22 protein-coding genes and 1 other RNA gene are annotated in these 23,976 nt (G+C 41.7%); 17 read left to right on the top strand and 6 right to left on the bottom strand.

Annotated features, from left to right (window positions below):
- The first annotated feature begins 157 nt into the window (after positions 1-157).
- A complete protein-coding gene (gene fucO, locus FFM68_RS11685) occupies positions 158-1,312 on the top strand; it encodes a lactaldehyde reductase (RefSeq protein ID WP_137619482.1) in 1,155 nt (384 codons plus the stop codon).
- 41 nt (positions 1,313-1,353) lie between these two features.
- Complete coding sequence (locus FFM68_RS13140; RefSeq protein ID WP_167483490.1) at positions 1,354-1,512, top strand: hypothetical protein; 159 nt, start codon at positions 1,354-1,356, stop codon at positions 1,510-1,512.
- A gap of 54 nt (positions 1,513-1,566) precedes the next feature.
- On the opposite strand, the gene FFM68_RS11680 is transcribed toward FFM68_RS13140, so the two are convergent.
- From FFM68_RS11680 to ssrS, 3 genes are all read right to left on the bottom strand, one after another.
- Positions 1,567-2,037: a universal stress protein gene (locus FFM68_RS11680; RefSeq protein WP_137619481.1), complete on the bottom strand. Its 471-nt coding sequence runs from the start codon at positions 2,035-2,037 to the stop codon at positions 1,567-1,569.
- A 58-nt stretch (positions 2,038-2,095) separates the two neighbouring features.
- The gene (locus FFM68_RS11675) at positions 2,096-2,380 is read right to left on the bottom strand and encodes a hypothetical protein (RefSeq protein ID WP_137619480.1); all 285 of its coding nucleotides are present in this window, start codon (positions 2,378-2,380) and stop codon (positions 2,096-2,098) included.
- A 68-nt stretch (positions 2,381-2,448) separates the two neighbouring features.
- Positions 2,449-2,642, bottom strand: a non-coding RNA gene (gene ssrS / locus FFM68_RS11670) — 6S RNA.
- Between the two features lie 121 nt (positions 2,643-2,763).
- On the opposite strand from ssrS, the gene FFM68_RS11665 reads away from it, so the two are divergent.
- Positions 2,764-6,294, top strand: coding sequence for a hypothetical protein (locus tag FFM68_RS11665; RefSeq protein WP_137619479.1), 3,531 nt, complete (start codon positions 2,764-2,766; stop codon positions 6,292-6,294).
- Between the two features lie 37 nt (positions 6,295-6,331).
- Here FFM68_RS11665 and FFM68_RS11660 read toward each other — a convergent pair whose 3' ends face one another.
- The gene (locus FFM68_RS11660) at positions 6,332-7,621 is read right to left on the bottom strand and encodes a replication-associated recombination protein A (protein WP_137619478.1); all 1,290 of its coding nucleotides are present in this window, start codon (positions 7,619-7,621) and stop codon (positions 6,332-6,334) included.
- 184 nt (positions 7,622-7,805) lie between these two features.
- On the opposite strand from FFM68_RS11660, the gene FFM68_RS11655 reads away from it, so the two are divergent.
- The 11 genes from FFM68_RS11655 (at position 7,806) to FFM68_RS11605 (ending at position 19,997) form a co-directional block, all read left to right on the top strand.
- Positions 7,806-8,432 carry a DNA-3-methyladenine glycosylase gene (locus tag FFM68_RS11655; protein ID WP_137619522.1) on the top strand — a complete coding sequence of 209 codons (627 nt, stop codon included), beginning with the start codon at positions 7,806-7,808 and terminating at the stop codon, positions 8,430-8,432.
- Positions 8,433-8,434: 2 nt separating this feature from the next.
- Complete coding sequence (locus FFM68_RS11650; RefSeq protein ID WP_137619477.1) at positions 8,435-8,908, top strand: DUF3013 family protein; 474 nt, start codon at positions 8,435-8,437, stop codon at positions 8,906-8,908.
- A gap of 21 nt (positions 8,909-8,929) precedes the next feature.
- Complete coding sequence (gene prmA / locus FFM68_RS11645) at positions 8,930-9,877, top strand: 50S ribosomal protein L11 methyltransferase (RefSeq protein ID WP_137619476.1); 948 nt, start codon at positions 8,930-8,932, stop codon at positions 9,875-9,877.
- A gap of 1 nt (position 9,878) precedes the next feature.
- Complete coding sequence (locus FFM68_RS11640) at positions 9,879-10,622, top strand: 16S rRNA (uracil(1498)-N(3))-methyltransferase (protein ID WP_137619475.1); 744 nt, start codon at positions 9,879-9,881, stop codon at positions 10,620-10,622.
- A gap of 73 nt (positions 10,623-10,695) precedes the next feature.
- Positions 10,696-12,903, top strand: a complete 2,208-nt coding sequence (locus FFM68_RS11635) for a RelA/SpoT family protein (RefSeq protein ID WP_137619474.1) — start codon at positions 10,696-10,698, stop codon at positions 12,901-12,903.
- A 27-nt stretch (positions 12,904-12,930) separates the two neighbouring features.
- Positions 12,931-13,377: a D-aminoacyl-tRNA deacylase gene (gene dtd, locus FFM68_RS11630; protein WP_137619473.1), complete on the top strand. Its 447-nt coding sequence runs from the start codon at positions 12,931-12,933 to the stop codon at positions 13,375-13,377.
- A 168-nt stretch (positions 13,378-13,545) separates the two neighbouring features.
- Entirely contained in the window at positions 13,546-14,913 is a 1,368-nt protein-coding gene (gene fumC, locus FFM68_RS11625; RefSeq protein ID WP_137619472.1) for a class II fumarate hydratase, read from the top strand.
- 1 nt (position 14,914) lies between these two features.
- A complete protein-coding gene (locus FFM68_RS11620) occupies positions 14,915-16,084 on the top strand; it encodes an NAD(P)-dependent malic enzyme (protein WP_137609908.1) in 1,170 nt (389 codons plus the stop codon).
- 48 nt (positions 16,085-16,132) lie between these two features.
- Entirely contained in the window at positions 16,133-16,477 is a 345-nt protein-coding gene (locus FFM68_RS11615; protein WP_137609907.1) for a DUF2200 domain-containing protein, read from the top strand.
- 291 nt (positions 16,478-16,768) lie between these two features.
- Positions 16,769-18,778: a methionine--tRNA ligase gene (gene metG, locus FFM68_RS11610; RefSeq protein WP_137619471.1), complete on the top strand. Its 2,010-nt coding sequence runs from the start codon at positions 16,769-16,771 to the stop codon at positions 18,776-18,778.
- Between the two features lie 817 nt (positions 18,779-19,595).
- Positions 19,596-19,997 (top strand): hypothetical protein, encoded by a 402-nt coding sequence (locus FFM68_RS11605; RefSeq protein WP_137609905.1) that lies wholly within the window; start codon positions 19,596-19,598, stop codon positions 19,995-19,997.
- A 178-nt stretch (positions 19,998-20,175) separates the two neighbouring features.
- On the opposite strand, the gene FFM68_RS11600 is transcribed toward FFM68_RS11605, so the two are convergent.
- Positions 20,176-20,688: a type 1 glutamine amidotransferase domain-containing protein gene (locus FFM68_RS11600; RefSeq protein ID WP_137619470.1), complete on the bottom strand. Its 513-nt coding sequence runs from the start codon at positions 20,686-20,688 to the stop codon at positions 20,176-20,178.
- A 276-nt stretch (positions 20,689-20,964) separates the two neighbouring features.
- Positions 20,965-21,555, bottom strand: a complete 591-nt coding sequence (locus tag FFM68_RS11595) for a hypothetical protein (protein WP_137619469.1) — start codon at positions 21,553-21,555, stop codon at positions 20,965-20,967.
- 200 nt (positions 21,556-21,755) lie between these two features.
- On the opposite strand from FFM68_RS11595, the gene FFM68_RS11590 reads away from it, so the two are divergent.
- The 3 genes from FFM68_RS11590 to rsmA are packed head-to-tail and all read left to right on the top strand — an operon-like array spanning position 21,756 to position 23,960.
- A complete protein-coding gene (locus FFM68_RS11590; protein ID WP_137609902.1) occupies positions 21,756-22,532 on the top strand; it encodes a TatD family hydrolase in 777 nt (258 codons plus the stop codon).
- A complete protein-coding gene (gene rnmV / locus FFM68_RS11585; RefSeq protein WP_137619468.1) occupies positions 22,525-23,088 on the top strand; it encodes a ribonuclease M5 in 564 nt (187 codons plus the stop codon). Before FFM68_RS11590 ends, rnmV begins: the two co-directional genes overlap by 8 nt.
- Positions 23,085-23,960, top strand: a complete 876-nt coding sequence (rsmA, locus tag FFM68_RS11580) for a 16S rRNA (adenine(1518)-N(6)/adenine(1519)-N(6))-dimethyltransferase RsmA (protein ID WP_137619467.1) — start codon at positions 23,085-23,087, stop codon at positions 23,958-23,960. The genes rnmV and rsmA overlap by 4 nt, the downstream gene beginning before the upstream one ends.
- The last annotated feature ends 16 nt before the right edge of the window (positions 23,961-23,976 follow it).

Genomic DNA, 23,976 nt, shown 5'->3' with positions numbered 1-23,976 from the left:
ATGAATTTATACTTCAGTATGAAAAATATTATTCTTAAATAATTGTCAATATGGTGTTATTTTGCAACAAATAGTTACAAACAGAAGATATAGAAAACGGTTTCTGTTTATGAGATAATTAGTTGTGAAACAAAGCACAAAGAGGGAGAGAAAATCAATGACAGTTAATAGAATGATTTTAAATGAAACTTCTTATTTTGGTAAAGGAGCGATTCAAGAAGTAGCAAACGAAGCAATCAAACGTGGATTCAAAAAGGCATTAGTTGTTACAGATAAAGGATTATTAGAATTCAAAGTCGCGACTAAGGTAATCGATGTTTTAAAAGCTGCGGGACTCGAGTATGAAATCTATGATGGAATTGTACCAAACCCTACGATTGAAGATGTTCAAGCGGGTGTGAAAGCTTGTGCAGCAGCTGAAGCAGACTATCTTGTAGCGATCGGCGGCGGGTCGCCGATTGATACGGCTAAAGCAATCGGGATCATTACAACTAATCCTGAATTTTCAGATGTAATTAGTTTAGAAGGCGTAGCAGATACGAAAAAAACCGCGTTACCAATTCTTGCTGTACCAACGACTTCAGGAACTGCTGCCGAAGTAACGATTAATTATGTGATCACTGATGCAAAAAATCATCGTAAATTTGTTTGTGTTGATCCGCATGATATTCCAGTTGTAGCTTTTATTGACAGTGATATGATGATGGGCATGCCTAAAGGACTTTGTGCATCAACAGGAATGGATGCACTGACGCATGCAATCGAAGGATTTATTACTAATGGTGCATGGGAAATGTCGGACATGTTGCACATTAAAGCAATTGAGATAATCAGTCAGTCATTGCGTGATTCTGTTGCTGGAAAACAAATAGCTCGTGAAGAAATGGCGTTAGGTCAATACATCGCTGGAATGGGCTTTTCGAATGTCGGTTTGGGCTTGGTTCATGGGATGGCACATCCATTATCCGCTTGGTATAATACGCCTCATGGTGTAGCTTGTGCGACATTATTGCCATTGATCATGGATTTCAATAAAGAATATACAGGTGAAAAATATCGTGAGATTGCTAGTGCAATGCGGGTTCCAGGAGCGGCTGAAATGTCATTGGCAGAGGTTCGTGATGCTGCCGTTCAAGCAGTAAAACAATTAGGAATCGATGTCGGTATCCCACAAAGTTTGTCAGAACTTGGAGTGAAAAAAGAAGATGTGGCGCAAATTGCTGAGGATGCGGCTCGTGATGTCTGCACACCAGGAAATCCGCGTGAAGCATCATTAGAAGAAATCATTGCTTTATACAATTCGATGCTTTAAAAATAATTATTTGTCGCTAGTTATTTGAAAGGAAAAGGGCGATGAACTATCTTGTACAAGTGGAGACGCTCGCTGGTGAGCAACAAGAAAAACGATATCAGACATATCGTGAAGCCTTATGTCGTGCAACTGATTATGCACAGTACAAATCCAGCAAAATAATCCGACAAGGTGAAGTAATCAATCAATTTAAGTTTTAATAAGATAAAAAAATGGATGTGACAAAGTTTTGTCACATCCTCTTTTTATCAAAATTATTTATCTTCTTTAGGAACTTTGTTTTCTAAGTCGGTCCGGACAATCAATACATCACAACTTGCATTGCGGATAACGTATTCTGAGACGGATCCGATGAATAAACGTTCTACTGCATTCAAACCAGTTGCACCAAGCATGATCAAATCAATTTGGTTATTTTCAGGAATTTGAGTGGCGATCATTACTTTGGGAGCGCCGTATTCAATAACTGTGCTAATGTGATCAACACCAGCTTTTTTTGCATCCGCTTCATAATCCGATAACGTTTGTTTTGCCATGTCGGTTGCTTGTTCCGCTAGCACATTATCGAAAGAAGAAACTGTTTGAAACGCACGTGTGTCAATGACATGCGCCAATAATAATTCCGCTTGATTTCGTTTTGCGACGTTTACTGCTTTTTTGAAAGCCAATTCTGCTTCGCTCGAACCATCAACGGCCACCATGATTTTACTATATTCTTGATCCATCATTACCAACTCCTTTTCACACTTTTATTTTAAAACAAAATGCTTAAAAATGGTACTGTTAACCTTTTTTTGTTTTTGCGCCCATTAATAACGCGAAGACAGCCGCTGCGACCAAAAGTAAGATCAGGTACAGCATTGAATACGTTCGTTGATCCAAAATACCGATACCGATACCGATGATTCCAAGAAGTCCATAAAGATAGCCAAACTGTCGTAAAAAGCTGCGAGACTCGGTTTGAGTTTCTTTGCTGAAAAGAACTAGCAGCCCTTGTGGTTTTTTGATCAAATAATAGCTACAGATCAGTAAAATAAGTGCAAGTAAAAATAATAAAATGCGAATCATCTTTTTCCTCCAATAATATAAGAAAAAGCAATTTGCAGTACGCAAATTGCTTTCATTCCATAAAAATGGAAAATTCCGTCGATGCCGTTATTCACCCGATAGTATTGATCCCGCAAAATCTAGCAGGTGGGTTCCATGGTCTAAGCATCGAACTACCAAATGAAAAGGCGTGTTACCAACTTTGACACAAGACGGATCCCAAGATATCAATAAAAATGTTCGGTCAACACTGAAATAGGCAACGCGTACATCACAGAATTTCCATCTCAATCATAGCACAGTGTTCATAGAGACGCAATGAAGTGGCTTATATTTATAAACTTGAAATTAACCTAAAGCAGATTCATCTTCTATACGTATATTGTATAAAAAAGGAGACGAATATGTCAAAAAAAATCGCTTATTTTGTACTCTATGTGTTCATTTTTTTCTTTGGCCCTTTCGCAGTACAAGCTGAGGCTGACTCTTTAGAACTTATTCCGCCAGTTACTCAGCAAGCAAACTATTCTTTAAGCAGCACTGGCTGGCAAGAATTATTGCTGGATCTTTACCGGTTTGGGAAAGAAGATACCTACACAATTCAATTTTCTGGTAGTCTTGATCTGAGCCAGACAACGGTTGGGGAAGACGTGACTTATTCTGATCCAACCCGTGAGACGATCAATTTTGTTAGTATTCCGGCAAATTTAAAAATCAAAGGAACTTCCGCTGCTGAATTGAAGTTGCCGGAGACTTGTTTTTTTGGTCAAGCGATCCATTTTGAAGGATTTGCTTTGCAAGGAAAGAAAATCTACGGCAACGGCCAGCAACTTTTCTTCGAAAATATCCGACATGATCAAACGACACAATTATTTGGTGGCAGCAATCGTGACCTGATCGGTGACCCCAAAATCATTTTTCAACGAGTTACTGGCGGCAGTTGGGAAATTTATGGCGGAAATGAAAGTGGAATATTGACAGGAAATCCTTCGATCCAATTTTTAGAAATGAGTGGAACGATTACTCAATTGTGCGGCGGTTCGTTGAATGGAAAAATTTATGGGGATGTCACAACAGAAGTCAAAAAACTTGAAGGAACGCTGGAACGCTATTATGGCGGTGGCATAGGGACAACGGCGCCAGTTGAAGTGACCGGTGAGATAAGGAATCAGTTAGCCTCTAATTCAGAAGATTTTCTGTTAGGCGATTTTGTTGGTGGCGTAGCATTTGGGAGAACAGGTACGATCAATAACCATATTTCCGGCAACGGCAGTTTTTCTAGCGAAGGGATTCTGATTGGCGGCTCGCAATCTGGCGAGATAGTTGGACACGATCGAGCGATCATAACTAAGATCGATACCCGCCGCTTTCAAAAAGGCGAGCGCAGCTTTGTCGGCGGCAATCAATATGGTGGGAAAATCAACGGTGATATAGAAAATCAAATTCATGCCGGCGGCGTAAATAAAGGATCATTCATACGGATCGATGGTGCCGGTGGAATGGATCTGCAGAAAAAGAGTCTATCTGATTCTGCCAATTTATTACCAGAGATCAATCAAACAGATCCGCAAAAACGAACGACCGAAGAATTGTGGTACGATCGGCTGACAGCGGCAGAACGGTTGTCATTAGCTAAAGAAAGTTCTGCTTTTTTAGTCGAAGGGGATGTCATAACACGATTATTAAGCGGCTGTGTCAGCGGTGGTTTAGGAGTCAGTCAAACTGTTCGCGGTGCTGGTTTTGCAGGAGTGATCGATGGCAAAGTTCGTCTAATTTTAGGTGAAGCGGGTCTAGTCTACAGCAAACTTTGGGGCATCCACGCGCAGCAGGTCGGGATTGATCCGAACGTTTTGCCAGACATAAAAAATTTAGCATCGAACTATGGTTTTAATGTGGCGGCTGGCGGCGGTGATAATCGAAGTCTATGGGAAAACACATTGTTTATTAACGGAACAACAGAACTAAACGTTGAACAGGCTTTGCTGAATTTTGCTTATGGTGGAAGCTTCAGTGGAACGATCGAAGGAGCGCGTCATGCGCGACTGCATAGCGGCAAGGTCAACCGTCTTTTCGGTTCCGGCGGCGGTTGTTACAGACTCTATGGGGACAGTTTCTTAGAAATAACTGGCGGAGAAACGGAAAGTGTCGTTACAGCAGGAAGCGATTCAGATCGGCGGATGATCGGCAATGCGCATACAAAAATTTTAGGCGGTGAGTTTTCAGGTCAGCTGGCCGGTTCCTACGGTGCCCGCTCCAATCATATGATTGATGGCAATGCTGAGACAATCGTTCAAGGCGGTCATTTCAAGAAAAATGGGCACGCCACACAAATTATGGGCGGTGTTGTCAGGGAAGGGATGATCAGTGGAAGTGTTTCTTTGGAGTTAACGGGATCAGTGGTGCTGATGTCCGGTCTAAGTATTGCAGCTGCTCGGCCGAAAAATGCAGAAAAAACCAATTTATTAGGCAGTGCTGATCAGCAAATTGATTTTAAACTTGCAACAAAAGCAAGTTTTTCTGATCTTGAAGTATTAGGCGATGGCGGTATGGATGCGCGCTCGTTGATCACTCCACAAATCAAAATGACCATCGATGCTCCTCATGGTGATTTTTCACTGATACAAGGAATGGTCAAAAATAGTTATGCTGGGCGATTGACTCATGGACTGGTGCTTGATATACAAGCGGTTCAAAAGATCAGTACACTCATCGGCAGTGATCTAACGCCCTTTACCAATTCGCTGATTGAAAACAGCACGACTGAAATTGCGATAAAATTCGGAACGCTCGCAAAATCAAGCTTTGTTGAAACGATCCATAATTTTACTCAACTAACTGTTAAAAATCAGTTAGCAGCAGGATCAATCCTAAATGGCAGTGCGGCGAATAATGAGAACTTTGATCCAATGTATCATCGATTTGGTAAACTTATTTTAGGAGAAGCCGCTCAGCTAACTGTGAAAGAATTAAAAATTGGAGAGCTTATCACAGCAGTAGATGCGGAAATCCATTCGCCAGCTGGAGCGCAGACTATTTTTTTAAGGAAATTGACTCCAGAGAAAAAATTAATTTGGCGCTTGTTGACGCCGACTAAACCGGAAGTTGTTTTAGGAGATTATTTTGCTCAGCAAAAAGGCTATTCAGTTCTGACATTTGCAGGAAATGAAAGTTCGTTGTCGCCAGAAAATTTTATCGGCTTTGATGAGACAGGTCATGCTTACACTGGAGACAGTAATGGAACGACTGGACTAGCAGTAGCAGCTGCAGTAATTGAGTATCAAGTAATCAGTCCTTTGGGCCAGATCAACCATCAGCTTTCTCCTAAAGTCAATAATCATACGCAGGAATATTGGGAGATTGCTGATGAGCGACAAGGAGAAATCATTATTCCGGCTGAGAGCAGAAAGACTCTTAGACTAGAATTTCTTGAAACGGATCAATTTTCTTTCCAGCAAGCAGAGATAACTGCGAGTAACGGGGAAACAATACTCTATACAGGGTCTATTTGGCTGGCTGAAGAGAATTATCAGTATCAAATCCAGGCAACGTTCCAACAAACCAAAGAAAGTTTGATGCTTTTAACGATTCCATATTTGATCGATTTTGGTCAGCAATCGATCGGAGAGCAAACAAAATTCTATCCTGATATTTCCGGGCAGTTAAAAGTCCAAGATACCCGGACAGAATCAGCCCCATGGGAAGTGACTTTGCATGCCGAAGCGCCTGAAATCGGCGAATTGTATTTTCGAGAAGCGGGACAACTTTCTTCATTGGAAACAGCCGTCCCGCTTTTTAGCCAAAAGGGTTCGTTTGCAACGACTTTTGCTGACTGGTCTGAGACAAAAGGAATTTTTCTAGCCGTACCAATAGAACAGCAAAAAGCTGGTACGTATTCATTAACGTTTTATTGGACGCTAACGACTAAAGTCGAATAAGTTGGTTGAAAGAAGACAGAAAAACACGGGCGAAAATTTATTCGTCCGTGCTTTTTCGTTTTTTCCATTCTGCGATTCGCTGGTATTGTTGAGCCAATGCTTGTTCATATTTACCAGTAGTTTTAGGTTCATAATAATGCGCGTCTTTGATTTTGTCAGGTAAATATTGCTGATCGACCCAAGCTTGTTCAAAGTTATGAGGATATTGATAACCGATTCCGCGGTTCAGTGTTTTTGCACCTTTATAATGGCTGTCTCGCAAATGATCAGGCACTTCACCAGCATTTCCTAGCCGGATATCTGCGATCGCAGCATCTAAAGCGGTATATGCTGAATTCGATTTAGGTGAAAGACAGAGATCCACGACTGTATCTGCCAGCGGAATCCTTGCTTCAGGCAATCCTAATTTTTCAGCGGCTTGAACAGCTTGGACCGTACGAGCCGCCGCGGCAGGATTAGCTAAACCGATGTCTTCATAACCAATCACCATCAACCGTCGGCAAATAATTGGCAAGTCACCCGCTTCGACTAATCGGCCTAAATAGTGCAGCGCAGCGTTGACGTCACTACCGCGGATGGATTTTTGCAACGCAGAAATCACATCATAATGAGCGTCGCCATCTTTGTCGTGAGTCAGCGCTTTTCGTTGGACACATTCTTCAATGATAGAAAGGGTCAAATGAATGTGTCCTTTCTGATCTTTTGGGGTTGATTTCACCGCTAATTCTAAACCATTTAAGGCGCTTCTCAAATCACCATTTGTTGCTCGAGCCAAATGGTTCAAGGCTTCTTCGTCAAGGATTACTGGAAAATCACCGAGCCCGCGTTCTTCAGCTGATAAAGCCAATTTGATTGCGGCAATGATATCAGTCTCATCCAAAGGTTTTACTTCAAAGATTTGAGTTCGGCTACGGATCGCCGGATTGATGGTGATGTATGGATTTTCTGTCGTCGCACCGATCAGGATGATCCGGCCGCTTTCTAGATGCGGCAATAAAAAATCTTGTTTCGTTTTGTCTAAACGATGGACTTCATCAAGTAATAAAATGACTGTGCCACTCATCTTGGCTTCTTCGGCGACAATCTGCAAATCTTTCTTCGTATCCGTCGCCGCATTCAGCATACGAAAAGCATAATTTGTTGAACCGGCAATGGCGCTGGCGATGCTAGTTTTTCCTGTCCCCGGCGGCCCGTATAAAATCATGGAAGAAAGCATTTTGGCGTCCACCATGCGGCGAATGATTTTTCCTGAACCAACTAAAGACTGTTGTCCCACGACTTCATCCAAGTTGCGGGGACGCATACGGTAAGCTAAAGGTTGCTGCATAAGAAGCCTCCTAATCTGAAAGATAGTTGAACTTTTTCAAAAATCGGCAATGACTCTCAATCCGAAAATAAAAAGTGCAAATGTATGTTCTCATTATACCATTTTTATCTTCTGCTCGCCGAGTTTTGATTGCTAGGCATAGCGTGTAACAAGATTATTGTGTATCATGGAGAAGGTGATGGAAATGGAACAAGTGATCCAGTATTTTACTACTGAAACGACTGAAAATATAGCAAAATATTTATTAGGAATGTATTTAGAACACGAGACACCAGCAGGGAAATTAGGCGGGTATATCGTTGATTGTGAAGCGTATTTAGGTCCTGATGATCAGGCGGCACATAGTTATGGAATGCGCGATACTCCGCGTGTCCGTGCGATGTATGAAAAACCAGGAACAATCTATTTGTATACGATGCATACGCACCTGATTTTGAATATGATCACACAGCCAGAAGGGATGCCTCAAGGTGTGATGATCCGTGGATTTGAACCAGTGGAAGGAATCGATCAAATGATTCAAAATCGTCATGGAAGAGCCAGTACTGCACTTTCAGACGGACCGGGAAAATTAGTTGAAGCACTAGGCATTTCGCGTGAATTATATGGCGCATCGATTTTCTCAAGTCCGCTGCATTTAGTTCCGGAAAAAAGGCGGATCCCGAAAGAAATCGATGCACTTCCGCGTATCGGAATCCCGAATAAAGGAATTTGGACGGAACGCCCGTTACGCTATGTCGTCCGCGGCAATCCTTACATAACGAAACAACGTAAAGCTTTAATAGATGAAAACAATGGATGGAGGAACTAACAATGGCAAAAGAGACGATGATCACTTATTTAGATGATTACTTAAACAAAAAGATTCCTGATTATGAACTAGCACTGGACTGGGATACACGCAATCACAGTTTTGAGATTGCTTTTCGCATCTATGGTGAAAACAAAGGACAAATTGAGATCGATGATGTGGACGGTGTGGCTTCTGAAGAAGAAGTCATTGAATTTGAAGATGCGATTTTATTAGCAGATCCGGCTAAAACGGTCTATGATTCTGCTGATTTCTTAGCAGTTATCCCGTACGAAGGCAAAAAGGGAATGAAGAAAAGTGAATTGACAGCCGTCGTGGATTACTTGAAAGAAGTAATTGAAGAAGGCCAAAGCGATCTATTGGATTTCTTAGCAGACGACAGCGAAGACGCAGTATTTGAAATGAAATGGGACGACGCGGCTTACAAAGCATTGATTAAAGCAGGCAACGATTACTTGCCGTATCCAAGCTACTAAAGACAAAGGGAGTACAAACAGATGAAATGGAATGAAGTAAAAGTTACCACTGAAAGTGAAGCGGTCGAGGCTGTTTCTAACATTTTAGTGGAGGCCGGCGCATCCGGTGTTGCTATCGAAGACGCGTTGGATTTTATGAATTATCAAGAAGATCAGTATGGAGAATTATTGGATCGGGAGAATTTTTTTAGTTTAACGGAAGGGGCTATCGTGAAAGCTTATTTCCCTGAAACGATTTTTTTACCGGAAATTTTACCATTCATTAAAGATCGGATTGACGAATTGCCAGAGTTTGGCTTGAACATCGGCAAAAATATCGTTGAAGTCAGCGAAGTGGAAGAAAGTGACTGGGCAACGGCTTGGAAAAAATATTACCATCCGGTTCGTGTGACTCGCTATTTAACAATCACTCCTAGCTGGGAGAAGTATGAAGCGCAGCATGAAGATGAAAAAATCATTACATTGGATCCCGGCATGGCTTTTGGAACAGGAACACATCCAACCACCAATCTGACCTTGCAAGCATTAGAAACTGTTTTGCGCGGTGGTGAAACAGTTTTAGATGTGGGAACAGGCTCCGGTGTATTAAGTATTGCTAGTTCATTATATGGAGCAAAAGATATTTATGCTTACGATTTAGATGAAGTTGCTGTTCGCTCAGCACAAGAAAATGTTGATCTGAATGCCAATACGGAAAATATTCATGTGTCCGCGAATGATTTATTAGTCGGAGTCGAACATGAAGCGGACGTGATCGTGGCTAATATTTTAGCTGACATCATCGTTTTGTTAGTGTCAGACGCGTGGCGCTTATTGAAACCAAACGGAACACTGATTGTATCAGGGATCATCGAAGATAAAAAAGATATGGTGCTAGAAGCGATGTACGCACAAGGCTTTGAAGTCGACCGAATCTTCCAACAAAAAGATTGGTTTGCCATTATTTTGAAGAAACCTGAGGAAGATTAGTATGCAGCGCTATTTTATTGATCAAGCATATCAATCGACTGTGGAAATCAGCGGAGAACCGCATCACCATATGTCGCGAGTAATGCGCATGGTGGCAGGCGACCAAGTTTTTCTTGTCTTCAGTGATCAAACAGCTATCAAGGCCGAAATCCTTAGTATCACCAGCGACAGTGTGACATTAGAAGAAGTTGAAAAGGAACAACTGCAACGAGAATTGCCGATCAATATTACGATCGCCAGCGGTTTTCCTAAAGGCGAAAAATTAGAGCTGATCGTTCAAAAAGGGACAGAACTGGGTGCCTTTGATTTCATTGCTTTTCCCGGTGAAAGTTCAGTAGCAAAATGGGATGCAAAAAAACAACAAAAAAAACAACAACGGTTGAATAAAATCGCGCAAGAGGCGGCAGAACAAGCCCATCGTCAAGCATTGCCCAAAGTCTGTTTCACTACTGAAAAAGAATTGATCACATCGTTTGCTGAATATGATGCGGTTTTGATTGCTTATGAAGAATCGGCCAAACAAGGGGAGCAAGCACAGCTCGTTCAAACGTTGCAGCAATTGACAGCAGGTCAAAAATTATTAGTTGTTTTTGGACCAGAAGGTGGTCTGACACCAAAAGAGATCGAACGATTCCAAGCAGCAGGTGGAAAACTTTGTGGGTTAGGTCCACGGATTTTGCGAACAGAGACGGCACCTTTTTATCTTTTGAGCGCGGCAAGTTTCTATTACGAACTGCAGCACTGATTTGATTGAAAAAGTGTACTAGAGTTTGTATAATAAGAACAATCATTTTCAGAAAACAAAGGGGGAACGTCACTTGGCAAAAGAAGTTGAATTAACTGGTCCTGACGTCATCAGGATGGTTAGTACCTACATGGGAAAAGAGCACGTGACGTTTGTACAAAAGGCTTACGACTTTGCGTACGAAGCGCATAAAGAGCAAATTCGCAAATCAGGAGAACCGTATATCATTCACCCAATCCAAGTTGCTGGAATCTTAGCGGATCTGCATATGGATCCACATACTGTTGCGACTGGTTTTTTACACGATGTAGTGGAAGATACGCCGGTAACATTGGAAGATTTAAAAGTTGAATTTGGGGAAGATGTGGCTTCATTAGTCGATGGCGTAACCAAACTAGGAAAGATCAAATATAAATCCCATGAAGAACAATTGGCAGAAAATCATCGGAAAATGTTGTTGGCGATGGCACAAGATTTGCGGGTCATCATGGTCAAACTGGCCGACCGTTTGCACAACATGCGGACGCTTAAATATTTGCGCGACGACAAACAGCGTAGAATCGCGCGTGAAACACTGGAAATCTATGCGCCGTTAGCGGATCGTTTAGGGATGAGCCGGATCAAATGGGAACTAGAAGATACAGCATTGCGTTACTTGAATCCAAAACAATACTATCGGATTGTCCATTTGATGCGCAGCAAACGCGATGAACGAGAAGCGTTTGTAGATGAAGCGGTTAATGAAATCAAAGAAGCGACGAAAGAGTTAGGCATTGAAGGCGATATTTATGGCCGGCCGAAACACATATACTCTATTTATCGCAAGATGCGAGATCAAAAGAAACAGTTTGATGAAATTTATGATTTGTTAGCCATTCGAGTGATCGTGGATTCAATCAAGGATTGTTACGCTGTCTTAGGAGCAATCCATACAAAATGGAAACCGATGCCGGGACGTTTTAAAGATTATATCGCAATGCCTAAGACCAATATGTATCAATCACTGCACACTACGATTATCGGTCCTAGCGGCAATCCGGTCGAAGTACAAATTAGGACCCACGAGATGCATCAGATCGCTGAATTCGGGGTCGCGGCTCACTGGGCTTATAAAGAAGGAAAAACAGAAAAACAAGATGAAACGCAAGACAACAAACAATTGGATTGGTTTCGTGAAATCATTGAATTGCAAGATGAAAGCTATGATGCTTCTGAATTTATGGAGAGTGTAAAAGGCGATATTTTCAGCGATAAGGTGTACGTCTTCACACCTAAAGGCGATGTGACTGAATTGCCGAAAGGATCCGGTCCGTTAGATTTTGCCTACAGTATTCATACGGATATCGGAAATAAAACTACTGGTGCCAAGGTCAATGGCAAGATGGTGCAATTAGATTATAAATTGAAAAATGGGGACATCATCGAGATCATGACCTCAGCTAATTCTTTTGGGCCAAGTCGCGACTGGTTGAATTTAGTGAAAACTAGCAAGGCAAAAAATAAAATTAAACGTTTCTTTAAAACGCAAGACCGTGAGGGAAATGTTGCTAAAGGACATGACGCGGTCGTTAAATGTATCACTGATCTAGGTTTTGTACCAAAGGAGATGCTGACAAAAGACAAGCTCTCAGATGTATTGGACAAATTTAACTTCCACAGTGAAGAAGATCTGTATGCGGCGATTGGTTTTGGCGAGATGAGTGCTTTGACCTTTACGAATCGTTTGACCGAAAAAGAGCGCCGCGAGCAAATGAAACAAAAACAACGGGAAGCTGTTGATGAAATGGTCAGCAACCCGAAAGAACCTGAGAAAATCAAGATTCGGCATGAAGGCGGGATCGTCATTCAAGGAATCGATAATCTATTGATTCGGATCAGCCATTGCTGTAATCCAGTTCCTGGAGATGACATCGTCGGCTATATCACAAAAGGCCGGGGAATCTCGATCCACCGCGCCGATTGTCCCAACATCACAAAGCAAAAAGATATCCAAGAGCGCTTGATTGAAGTCGAGTGGGAAGACACAGCCAACTCTGTTCAAGATTACAACGCCGATTTGGAAATTTATGGATTCAATCGTGACGGGTTATTGAATGACGTGTTGAACATTGTCAGCGGAATGACTAAAAAATTAGTCAGTGTTGAGGCAAAGCCAACGAAAGATCGCTTAGCAGTCATCAACTTGACCTTCAAGATCCAAAACTTGAATCACCTTTATTCGATCGTTGATAAAATCAAAACGATCCCCGATGTGTATAGTGTGAAACGGACAAAGGGATAATATCTAAGAATAGTTGGAGGAAGAGCAATGCGGGCAGTAATACAACGAGTCAGTCAGGCAAATGTGAGCATCGATGAACAAGTGATTGGCAAGATCGATCGAGGATTTATGATCTTGCTTGGGATTCATGAAGAAGACACTGAAGCTGACGCAGATTATTTAATTCGGAAAATTCCTTTGCTACGTGTGTTTGAGGATGCTGAAGGAAAAATGAATCAATCGCTCCAAGATGTAGAAGGCAGTGTATTGAGTGTGTCGCAATTCACCTTATACGCAGATACAAAAAAAGGCAATCGTCCAAGTTTTGTAAAAGCGGCGCGTCCAGAAACAGCGATTCCGCTATACGAGTATTTTAATGAAGGCTTGCGTCAAGCTGGTTTGACTGTAAAGACAGGAAAATTCGGCGGTGACATGGATGTGGCACTGGTCAATGACGGCCCCGTTACAATTCTTTTTGATACACGCGACAAATAATAAATGAAGAGGTTATGACACCGGTGACACCGGTCATAGCCTCTTTTTTTGATTTGAAGGATAGTCAATTAGCGATTAGAGGGTCGGCGGCACAATTTAAAAAGATAGTTCTACCTTTTTAGCAAAAAATAAGGGATAATTGAACAAAATAACCGAGAGGAGAATTTTATGGAGACACGAACCGAGCAAGATTCAATGGGCCCGATCGAAGTTCCCAAAGACGCATGGTGGGGCGCGCAAACTGAGCGGAGTCGACAAAATTTTAAAATTGGCGGAGAAAAAATGCCGTCAGAATTATTGCATGCACTTGTTTTAGTCAAAAAAACAGCAGCAATCGCAAATCAGCAGACAGGAAAATTAGCAACAGAGAAAGCTTTAGCAATCCAAAAGGCTGCAGATGTATTGTTGGCAGGAGAAAATTGGCAGGAATTTCCATTAGTCGTTTGGCAGACCGGCAGCGGAACGCAAAGCAACATGAATACGAATGAAGTGATCGCCCATCTGGCAAGTCAAAAAAATTTGCCAATCCATCCCAATGATGATGTGAATATGAGTCAGAGTTCTAATGACGTCTTTCCGACAGCGATTCATATTGCCGGAACGATGACACTTGAAAAAAATTTATTGCCGGCAGTTCGTGAAATGATCCAAGTATTAGTGCAGTTGGAAGAGGCCAATCACGAAATCATCAAAATAGGCCGTACCCATTTGCAAGATGCTACACCAATAACTTTTGCGCAAGAGATCAGCGGCTGGCGCTCAGCACTGGAGCACAATGAAAATATGTTGATTCACGGATTAGCCGAATTGCGCCAATTGGCGATCGGCGGAACAGCAGTTGGAACCGGCTTGAATGCGTCAAAGGCATATGAAGAAGCATTTATCGCTGCGTTGAAAGAAGAAACGGGGATCCATTTTATCAGCGAAGCAAATAAATTCCATGCATTAGCCAATCGGGATGCGGTCGTTTTTGTCAGCGGTGCATTAAAAGCGTTGGCGGCGAATTGTTTGAAAATGGCGAATGACATTCGCTGGCTGGCCAGCGGTCCTCGCAGCGGATTAGGCGAGATCACTATTCCGGCGAATGAACCTGGCAGTTCGATCATGCCGGGGAAAGTCAATCCGACGCAATGTGAAGCCTTAGCAATGGTAGCCGTTCAAGTGATGGGAAATGATACGGCAATCGGGATCGCGGCATCGCAGGGAAGTTTCGAATTGAATGTCTATTTGCCGTTGATCGCTTTTGACTTGTTGCAAAGTATTCGTTTGTTGACTGACGCTTTACATTCTTTCAATGAAAATTGTCTAAAAGGTTTGACTGTCAACAAGGAGCGAATGGAAGAATTATTGAAACAATCTTTAATGCTGGTAACCGCTTTGAATACGCAGATCGGTTATGACAAAGGTGCGGAGATCGCTAAAAAAGCCTACAATGAAGGAACGACTTTAAAAGAAGCCGCTTTGACATTGGGCTATGTCACGGCAGCAGAATATGACGCTTGGGTCAGACCAGAAAAGATGATCGGAGAGAGATAGAATGACGATTTATGAGGAAGCTTTAGCTGCACACAAACAGTGGCGTGGAAAGATCGAAGTAACGAGTAAAGTAAGTGTGCTCAGTAAAGATGATCTATCGCTGGCTTATACACCAGGCGTGGCAGAACCGTGCCGCAAAATTGCTGAAGATAAAACATTAGCCTATGACTACACGTGGAAAGGCAACAGTGTCGCGGTCGTGACTGATGGAACAGCGGTGTTAGGCTTAGGGGACATCGGTCCAGAAGCCGCTTTGCCTGTAATGGAAGGTAAGGCCTTGCTGTTTAAAGAGTTTGCCGGTATTGATGCCGTGCCGATTTGTTTAGCTACAAAAGATCCAAAAGAAATCATTCAAATCGTCAAAGCAATCGCGCCAACTTTTGGCGGAATCAATCTAGAAGATATCAGTGCTCCACGCTGTGTTGAGATCGAGCGGGCATTGATCGAGGAATTGGATATTCCCGTTTTTCACGATGATCAGCATGGAACGGCAGTCGTCGTGACAGCGGCTTTGATCAACGCGTTGAAGCTGGTGAAAAAAACGCCGCCAGATTTGAAAGTTGTCATTTCTGGGACCGGTGCTGCCGGTAGCGCGATCATCCATATGCTGGTCGATTTAGGTGTGAAAAATATCATTGCCTTCAATAAAGATGGGGCCTTGAACGCGGAGATGACAAACGCGACGTTTGTTGAAAAAGAGATTTTAGAATTGATCACACCGCAAGATTTTAGTGGGACGCTGGCAGAAGCATTTGTCGGAGCGGATGTTTTTGTCGGTGTCTCTGCGCCTAATCTAGTGACTAAAGAAATGGTCGCTTCTATGAATGAAGGCAGCATCGTTTTTCCGATGGCAAATCCCGAACCAGAAATCACGTATCATGAAGCGCTGGCGGGCGGGGCGGCAGTTGTTGGGACTGGCCGGTCGGATTATCCTAATCAAATCAATAATGTGCTGGCTTTTCCAGGTTTGTTCCGGGGAGCTTTTGCGGCAGAAGCGAAGAAAATAACTCCTGGGATGCAATTAGCTTGTGCGTATGCCATCGCGGATTCCATCACCTATTCAGAATTAAATTCCGGCTACATTATCCCATCAGCCTTTGATGAAAAAGTAGTCGATTTGATTACACTGAAAGTTGCGGAAGCGGCGCGAAAGGACGGCGTGACGCGTTAATCAAGATTAAACGGATGCGACTATCGCTAGTTAGAGGAGGACCATAAAATGAGCAGAGTTTTTAAAATGAGTTTTAGTGGTATTTATAAAATGTACATCGAAAAAGCGGAACGAAAAGATCGAACAAAAGACGAAGTTGATGAAATTATTTATTGGCTGACTGGTTATGACGAGGCATCATTCCAAGCGCAATTAGAAAAAGAAGTCAACGTCGAGACTTTCTTTGCGGAAGCGCCTCAAATGAATGAAAATACTTCATTGATCAAAGGAGTAATCTGCGGTTATCGAGTAGAAGATATCGAAGATCCTTTAATGCAAAAAATTCGTTACTTGGATAAATTAATCGATGAATTAGCCAAAGGCAAAAAGATGGAGAAAATATTACGAAAATAATCGCAAAGGGTGTGACAGAAGTCTTGTCACACCCTTTTTTTGATTAAACGGTGTTCCAGCTTTTTTGGAAATAAGCCGAAATTGCTTGGAGCTGTCCACTTCCATCCTAACCTCTGTTTTTGGACCCAGCTAAAAGTAGCTGAGAACGATTCTAAATTGGACGTGATTTGCTGAGTGGTATCGTGCTGTCAAAAGTGGCGGACAGATTCTGATCGACGGGTATTTTTTTCCAAAATCGCTAGTTGTTTTGTGGTATACTACGTAGGAAACTATTTTTAAAGGAGGAGCCTTATGGCAGAGAAAGAAACGTTTTATATCACATCGCCAATTTATTATCCTAGTGGCAAACTGCACATTGGGAATTCTTATACAACGATTGCCTGTGACGCGATCGCTCGCTATAAACGCATGATGGGCTTTGATGTGTTTTATTTGACCGGGGTTGATGAACATGGACAAAAAATTGAAAAGAAAGCCGATGAACTTGGCGTAGAACCTCAAGAATATGTAGATAAAATGGCAACGGACATCAAGAAATTATGGAAGACGCTGGACATCAGCTACGATAAATTCATTCGGACCACGGATGATTATCATCAAGCGGCGGTCAAAAAGATTTTTGATCAGTTATTGGATCAAGGCGATATCTATCTTGGTGAATATGAAGGCTGGTATTCAGTCTCAGACGAAGAATACTTTACAGAAACACAGTTGGCTGAAGTCTACCGTGATGAAGAAGGCACTGTGATCGGCGGAAAAGCTCCAAGCGGTCACGAAGTTGAATTGGTTCGTGAAGAATCTTACTTTTTCCGTATGAGTAAATATGCGGATCGTTTATTGGAATATTACGATAATCATCCAGAATTTATTCAACCAGAGTCACGTAAAAATGAAATGGTCAACAACTTCATCAAGCCAGGTTTGGAAGACTTAGCTGTTTCACGGACAACCTTTAAGTGGGGAATCCCAGTCAATGCGAATCCAAAACATGTAGTGTATGTTTGGATCGATGCGTTATCAAACTATATCACCGCTTTAGGTTATGGGTCAGATGACGACAGTCTATTCCAAAAATATTGGCCTGCTGACGTTCACATGGTAGGAAAAGAAATCGTTCGTTTCCATACGATCTACTGGCCAATCATGTTGATGGCACTCGATTTGCCGTTACCGAAAAAAGTTTATGGTCACGGCTGGTTGATGATGAAAGACGGCAAGATGTCGAAATCAAAAGGGAACGTAGTCTATCCAGAGATGTTAGTGGAGCGCTATGGTCTTGATGCATTGCGCTATTATTTGCTGCGGGCTGTGCCATTTGGCTCAGACGGCGTCTTCACACCTGAAGATTTCGTTTCGCGGGTAAATTATGATCTAGCCAATGATTTAGGCAATTTGTTGAACCGGACAGTCGCAATGATTAATAAATATTGCGAAGGCACGGTACCGGCTTATAAATCATTAGTCACTGAATTTGATAGCGAATTATCAACGACTGCTGCGAATGTAGTCAGTCGTTACCGAGAAGCAATGGACAAAATGGAATTCAACACGGCGTTGGCAGAAGTTTGGACGTTAGTTTCGCGGGCAAATAAATATATCGATGAAACTGAGCCTTGGGTTTTAGCAAAAGACGAAGAGCGCAAAGCTGAACTTGACAGTGTGATGGTCCATTTAGCTGAAAGTTTGCGGATCGTAGCGATTCTCTTGCAGCCAATCATGACACAATCACCAAAACGTATTTTTGATCAATTAGGTTTGAATTCAGAAATGATGAACCTTTCAACGATCCACTTTGGAGAATTTCCAGAAAATACGAAAGTGACGCCAAAAGGCCAACCGATCTTCCCACGTTTAGATATGGATGAAGAAGTCGCTTATATCAAAGAAAAAATGACTGAAGGTGGTCAACCTGAAGAAGAAAAGATCAAATGGGACCCAGAAGAAACAGAACTGGTATCAGTCAAAGACAAACAAATCAAATTTGATGTGTTTGAAAAAATCGAGTTGAAGGTCGCAGAAGTCATGGAATGCAAACCAGTCGAAGGCGCGGATAAATTATTACAATTCCGTTTAGATGCCGGCGATGACCAAGATCGGCAAATCCTTTCTGGAATCGCACAATTTTATCCAGATCCAGAAGCTTTGGTCGGGAAAAAATTAGTGATCGTAGCTAACTTGAAACCGCGTAAAATGCGCGGTGAGATCAGCCAAGGCATGATCTTGTCAGCAGAAGCACCAGACGGAACATTAAAAGTAATAGAAGCCCCTAAAACGATGCCAAACGGCGCGATCGTTGGGTAAACTAGGAGGATGTGACGCTTGTCACGTCCTTCTTTTTTTGAAAAAATAGTGAGAAATCGCGGCTTCGGAAATAAGTTGAAATTTTACAAAAAAATAAACAGTAATTTTTAACAATTCCTGCTTATTCTTGAAGCTCGCCGCTTCTATCACGATTTTTTTTATAAAAAGCCGAGAATATTTTTACTGGAAATAGTAAAGATTTGAATAAGCACAGCTTCCAATCTGCGTAACTGCTTAAAAAATATGCTATAATAGAAGTACACGAAAGATAATTGTTATGCGATATTTTAACTCATTTTGATGAAATTTAATCAAACTGGCGTAACTATAGGGTTACAAGGATGTATTAGAAGGAATTGGGAATACATCGTTTAAACGAGAAATAGTTAATTTTAGTAATAGTCAACACCCTCAACTTTAAAATAATAAATATTGATTAGTTAGATAGCCCGCTCAAGTTTGAGTGGGCTATCGTTCATTTTATAGCGGTTTTTATTCTAAATCTATTCGCAAAATGCGTCCATTTGATTAAAATATACCATTTATTTTGATTATACCAAATTTCTAAAAAAGTGGATGAAATGCCGTTAAATCAACATCTTTTTATCCGGTACCACTTGAATAAAGCGCAATTATTTTATATAATTGCATAAAATCATTCTATTCTAAACTTGGGATAGTATGGGTAATTATTTTATTAATTTAAAAAATACCATGTACAAGAAATAATTGATGTTCACATATTACCTATCAAAGCTTTATTGAATGAAGGTTAATTTTATAAGCAGTTATATGCACTATTCTGGGGGAAATTATTATGAAATGGACTTACTTGTGGGAAGGTACATTAGACGAAAAACTTGCCATGGCTGAAGAACGGTGGTCAGGGAAGGACTTTTTGTCGGATGTTAGAACTACAGAGATTCCTGAAGAATTTTATCACTACTTTCAATCTTTGCAGCAGCAAATGCAACAACTTTTAGCTGAAGATGTGGATGATAAGCTTGAATATTTAAGAGAAGTTATGGATTTGGATGCAAAGATGGCATTCTTAGTTCGTGAGTTAGCTTCTGGATTTCCTGAAAATTTTGAAGATTATTTGGTCCATGAAAAAAAATTCTATTGGCATGATTATATTTTGAATACGAGTTATGGTGAAAATACGATCATCCATCGACTTTTAGTTTTGAGCAAAAATGATTCAGATCTTTATTTCTAATAATAATCAGAATTTTTTTAATCAATCGAAAACGTAGAGGAATGTGAAATCTAGCGCGCTCCTATCGAGAATAAGTCTGTAAACGATTCAGGGTTGATGCAGACGCAGTTAAAACAAGCGAAAAAGCCAAAAATCGATCAGCGATTTTTGGCTTTTTTATATCTTTTTTGGTAAAGAATCAGGCATGCAAGACTTCGAGCATTTTTTCATTGAAGTCCGGCAGATCATCCGGTGTCCGGCTGGTCACTAATTTTCTATCGACGACGACCGGCTCATCTTTGACTGTGGCACCAGCGTAACCGATATCGGGGCGAACAGTCGTATAAGCGGTCATTGTGCGTCCTTTGGTCAAGCCAGTTTGAATGAATAACTGCGGACCGTGGCAAATTGCAAACAGCGGTCGGTCCTGTTCTAAGAAGTAGGCGACAAACGAAACAAAACGCGGATCGCTGCGCAGTTGATCGGGTGAAAATCCGCCAGGGATCAGTAAGGCATCAAATTCTGCTGGCTTCACTTCATCAATCCCTTTATCACTGGTAAATTTGGTTCCTTTTTTACCGGTAATCTCTTTTTGAGCTTCAAAGCTGATCAAAGTCACTTCGTTTCCATCTTTTTCAAGGGCTTCTTTTGGAGAGGTTAGTTCAATATCTTCTACTAAATCGGTTGCGAGAATAGCAATTTTTTTGGTCATTGATTCGACTTCCTTTCCTATTTGTTAATTTCAGCCTAATCGATTCCTAGCAACAATTCAATTAATTCGTTTTATTTCTTCAAAAAAATAAGTTTTTTTAACTGAATTTTCCACAGAAATTTTGTGAGAAACAATTGCTCAACTCGTCAGTTTTTAGTGAAATAACATAAGAGATTTGAATGATTTCAGTGACTGTTACGAACTTGAAGCAGTATCGAGTTTAGCTAAATGCAAGTCACATTCAAAAAAGTCGCTAAGAAGAAGTCTTCTTAACGACTAACGTTTCATTGCTTGCGATGGCGTCCGAAATAGTTTTTTAAAGCGTTTTGGCAAAATAAGTGAAAGCAATTCAAATGGTGTAGCTAAAATCGTCCAAGCGACTTGGCGAACATTTGGATGGAAATAATACACTTGCAGCAATACAAAATGCAATAATAACAATCCGGGTAATAGTTCAAGGCCGATTTGCCAAGGTGCATCCCACTGTGTCAAGGAGCGAAGCACACTCAACCCTAGGGGATACAAATAAAATAGGGAAGTGACTAGATTCACCCGCCAGCTTTTAGTTAATAAACGAATATTTAATAAGAAGAAAAGTGCGGAAAGAACGATTCCAATCGGTGGAAACAGACTGACTAAAAAAGAATAAAGCGCGCCGAAAAATAAAATTCCTGGTCCTTTGATTAAGGCGGAAAAGAGTACCAAAATTCCGATCAGCAACAACTGCTGTTTGATCGCGGCCACACACAGCAAACTAAATAAAGCCAATGTCGCCCAATGCCAGAAACTATTCAATGGTTCCTTGCTGGGATATTTTTGTTTTAAGTAGCGGGCAGTTTTAGGAAATTCTTGTTGGAAATTAAGCATAGGAGCCCTCCTTTAGTTGTAGTATAGAGCGAAACCTTGTCGGAAACATCCGACTTTTGGCGGATTTCATCGTAGACTTTTGGACAAAGCTGGCTAGATTTTTCGTTAGTTTTTGCGGATTGTGTTAAAATAAGTTGATTTTAGAGAAGAGGTCAGAGGAGACTTTTAGAAAATAAGTTAGCGAAGTAGGAGGATTTTAAATGATTTTTGATTCACATACGCATTTAAATGCGGAACAATTTGAAAACGAGATTCCAGAAACCGTTGAACGCGCTCGTGAGCTTGGTGTGACAGAGATGGCAGTCGTGGGTTTTGACACACCGACGATTGAAAAAAGTTTGGAGTTAAATCAACAATACGATGGAATTTATTCCATCATCGGCTGGCATCCAACCGAAGCGGGAAGTTACACTAAAGAAATTGAAGAAGATTTGATTAAGAAGCTGACACTGCCGAAAGTTGTTGCATTAGGGGAGATTGGTCTTGATTATTATTGGATGGAAGACCCAAAAGAAGTCCAAGCCAAAATTTTTCGCCGACAAATTGCCATCGCTAAAGAAATGAACCTTCCAATCAGTATCCACACACGCGATGCCTTGGAAGATACTTATCAAATTTTACAAGAAGAGGACATTCGCGATATCGGCGGGATCATGCACAGTTTCAGCGGCAGCGGAGAATGGGCGAAACGCTTTTTAGATTTAGGGATGCACGTATCTTTTTCAGGTGTAGTGACATTCAAAAAAGCGCTGGATGTTCAAGAAGCGGCAAAAATCGTGCCAATCGATAAATTATTAGTAGAGACCGATGCGCCTTATTTGGCGCCAATGCCTTATCGCGGCAAGCGGAACGAACCCGGTTATACACGTTATGTCGTTGAGAAAATTGCGGAATTGCGGAATTTACCGTTAGAAGAAGTCGCGTACCAAACGACTCAAAATGCTCATCGGCTGTTTAGGATCCCAGCACATGGCTAAAGAACGAATCGAAGAAATCATTGTCGTTGAAGGAAAAGACGATACAAAACGTTTAAAAGAAGTCTTTGATGTCGATACGATTGAGACGCGCGGATCAGCGATCGATGAATCAATCTTGGAACAAATCGAGCATGCACAAGAAACCCGCGGCGTGATCGTCTTTACAGATCCTGATTTTTCGGGGGAAAAGATTCGTAAAACGATCATGGAGGCTATTCCCGATGCTCAGCACGCCTTTTTATCGCGGCGAATGGCGGCACCGCAAAAACGTGGCAGCAGTCTAGGCGTCGAACATGCCAGCGATGAAGCAATCATCGAAGCGTTGCATAAAGTCGTGACACCAGCTGCTGATGATGACTTCAAAATAGCTAGACAAACACTGTTAGATTATGGTTTAATAGCGGGAGCTCAAGCCCGCGAACGGCGTGAACGGTTAGGCGATGAATTGAAAATCGGCTACACGAATGCCAAACAATTGGAAAAACGGTTAGCGATGTTTCGGATCACCGAAGCACAATTGCAGATGGCAATGAGGAAAGTAGAGGAAAACTTGTGAACAAAGACATAGCAACACCTTCGAGAACCCGCGAGATTTTACAAAAACACGGATTCTCATTTAAGAAAAGTCTCGGTCAAAATTTCTTGACGGATCCTAATATTTTACAAAAAATCGTCGCCGCAGCTGAAATCGATGAACAGACTAACGTGATCGAAGTTGGTCCGGGAATCGGCGCATTGACAGAACATTTAGCGCGTGCAGCGCATCAAGTCTTGGCTTTTGAGATTGATGATCGACTGATCCCAGTCTTAGCTGATACATTGAGTCCTTATGACAATGTTAAAGTCGTGCATCAAGATATTTTGCAAGTTGATCTGAAAAAAGAAACCGATTATTTTGATCAAACAGGTCCGATCAAAGTTGTGGCCAATTTGCCGTATTACATCACGACTCCGATCATGATGCATATTTTAGAATCCGATCTTATTGTCGATGAACTGGTCGTTATGATGCAGCGAGAAGTCGCAGATCGAATCTCAGCTAAACCAGGAACAAAGGCTTACGGATCCCTATCGATCGCTGTCCAATATTATATGGAAGCGACGACGGCTTTTATCGTGCCTAAGACCGTGTTTATCCCGCAGCCTAATGTCGACTCGGCAATTTTACGGTTAGTCCGCCGCAAAACACCGGCTGTTGAAGTAACCAACGAAGCCGAATTTTTCAAATTGATCAAGGCGTCTTTCATCTTGCGGCGCAAAACATTGTGGAATAATTTATTGAACAGCTACGGCAAAGACGACGCGGCTAAAAGTTGGTTGGAAAGCAGTTTGCAACAAGCAGAGATCGACCCTAAACGTCGTGGCGAGACCCTTTCGCTGGAAGAATTCGCTCGTTTGTCGAATGCGCTGGAAGCCAATAAAAAATAAGCCGCTCGTTTAAAAA

This window comes from Enterococcus xiangfangensis, assembly GCF_005405365.1.
Classification (GTDB): Bacteria; Bacillota; Bacilli; order Lactobacillales; family Enterococcaceae; genus Enterococcus_A; species Enterococcus_A xiangfangensis.
Note: the sequence above shows the minus strand (reverse complement) of the source record. Positions and strands in the feature narration are given on the sequence as shown.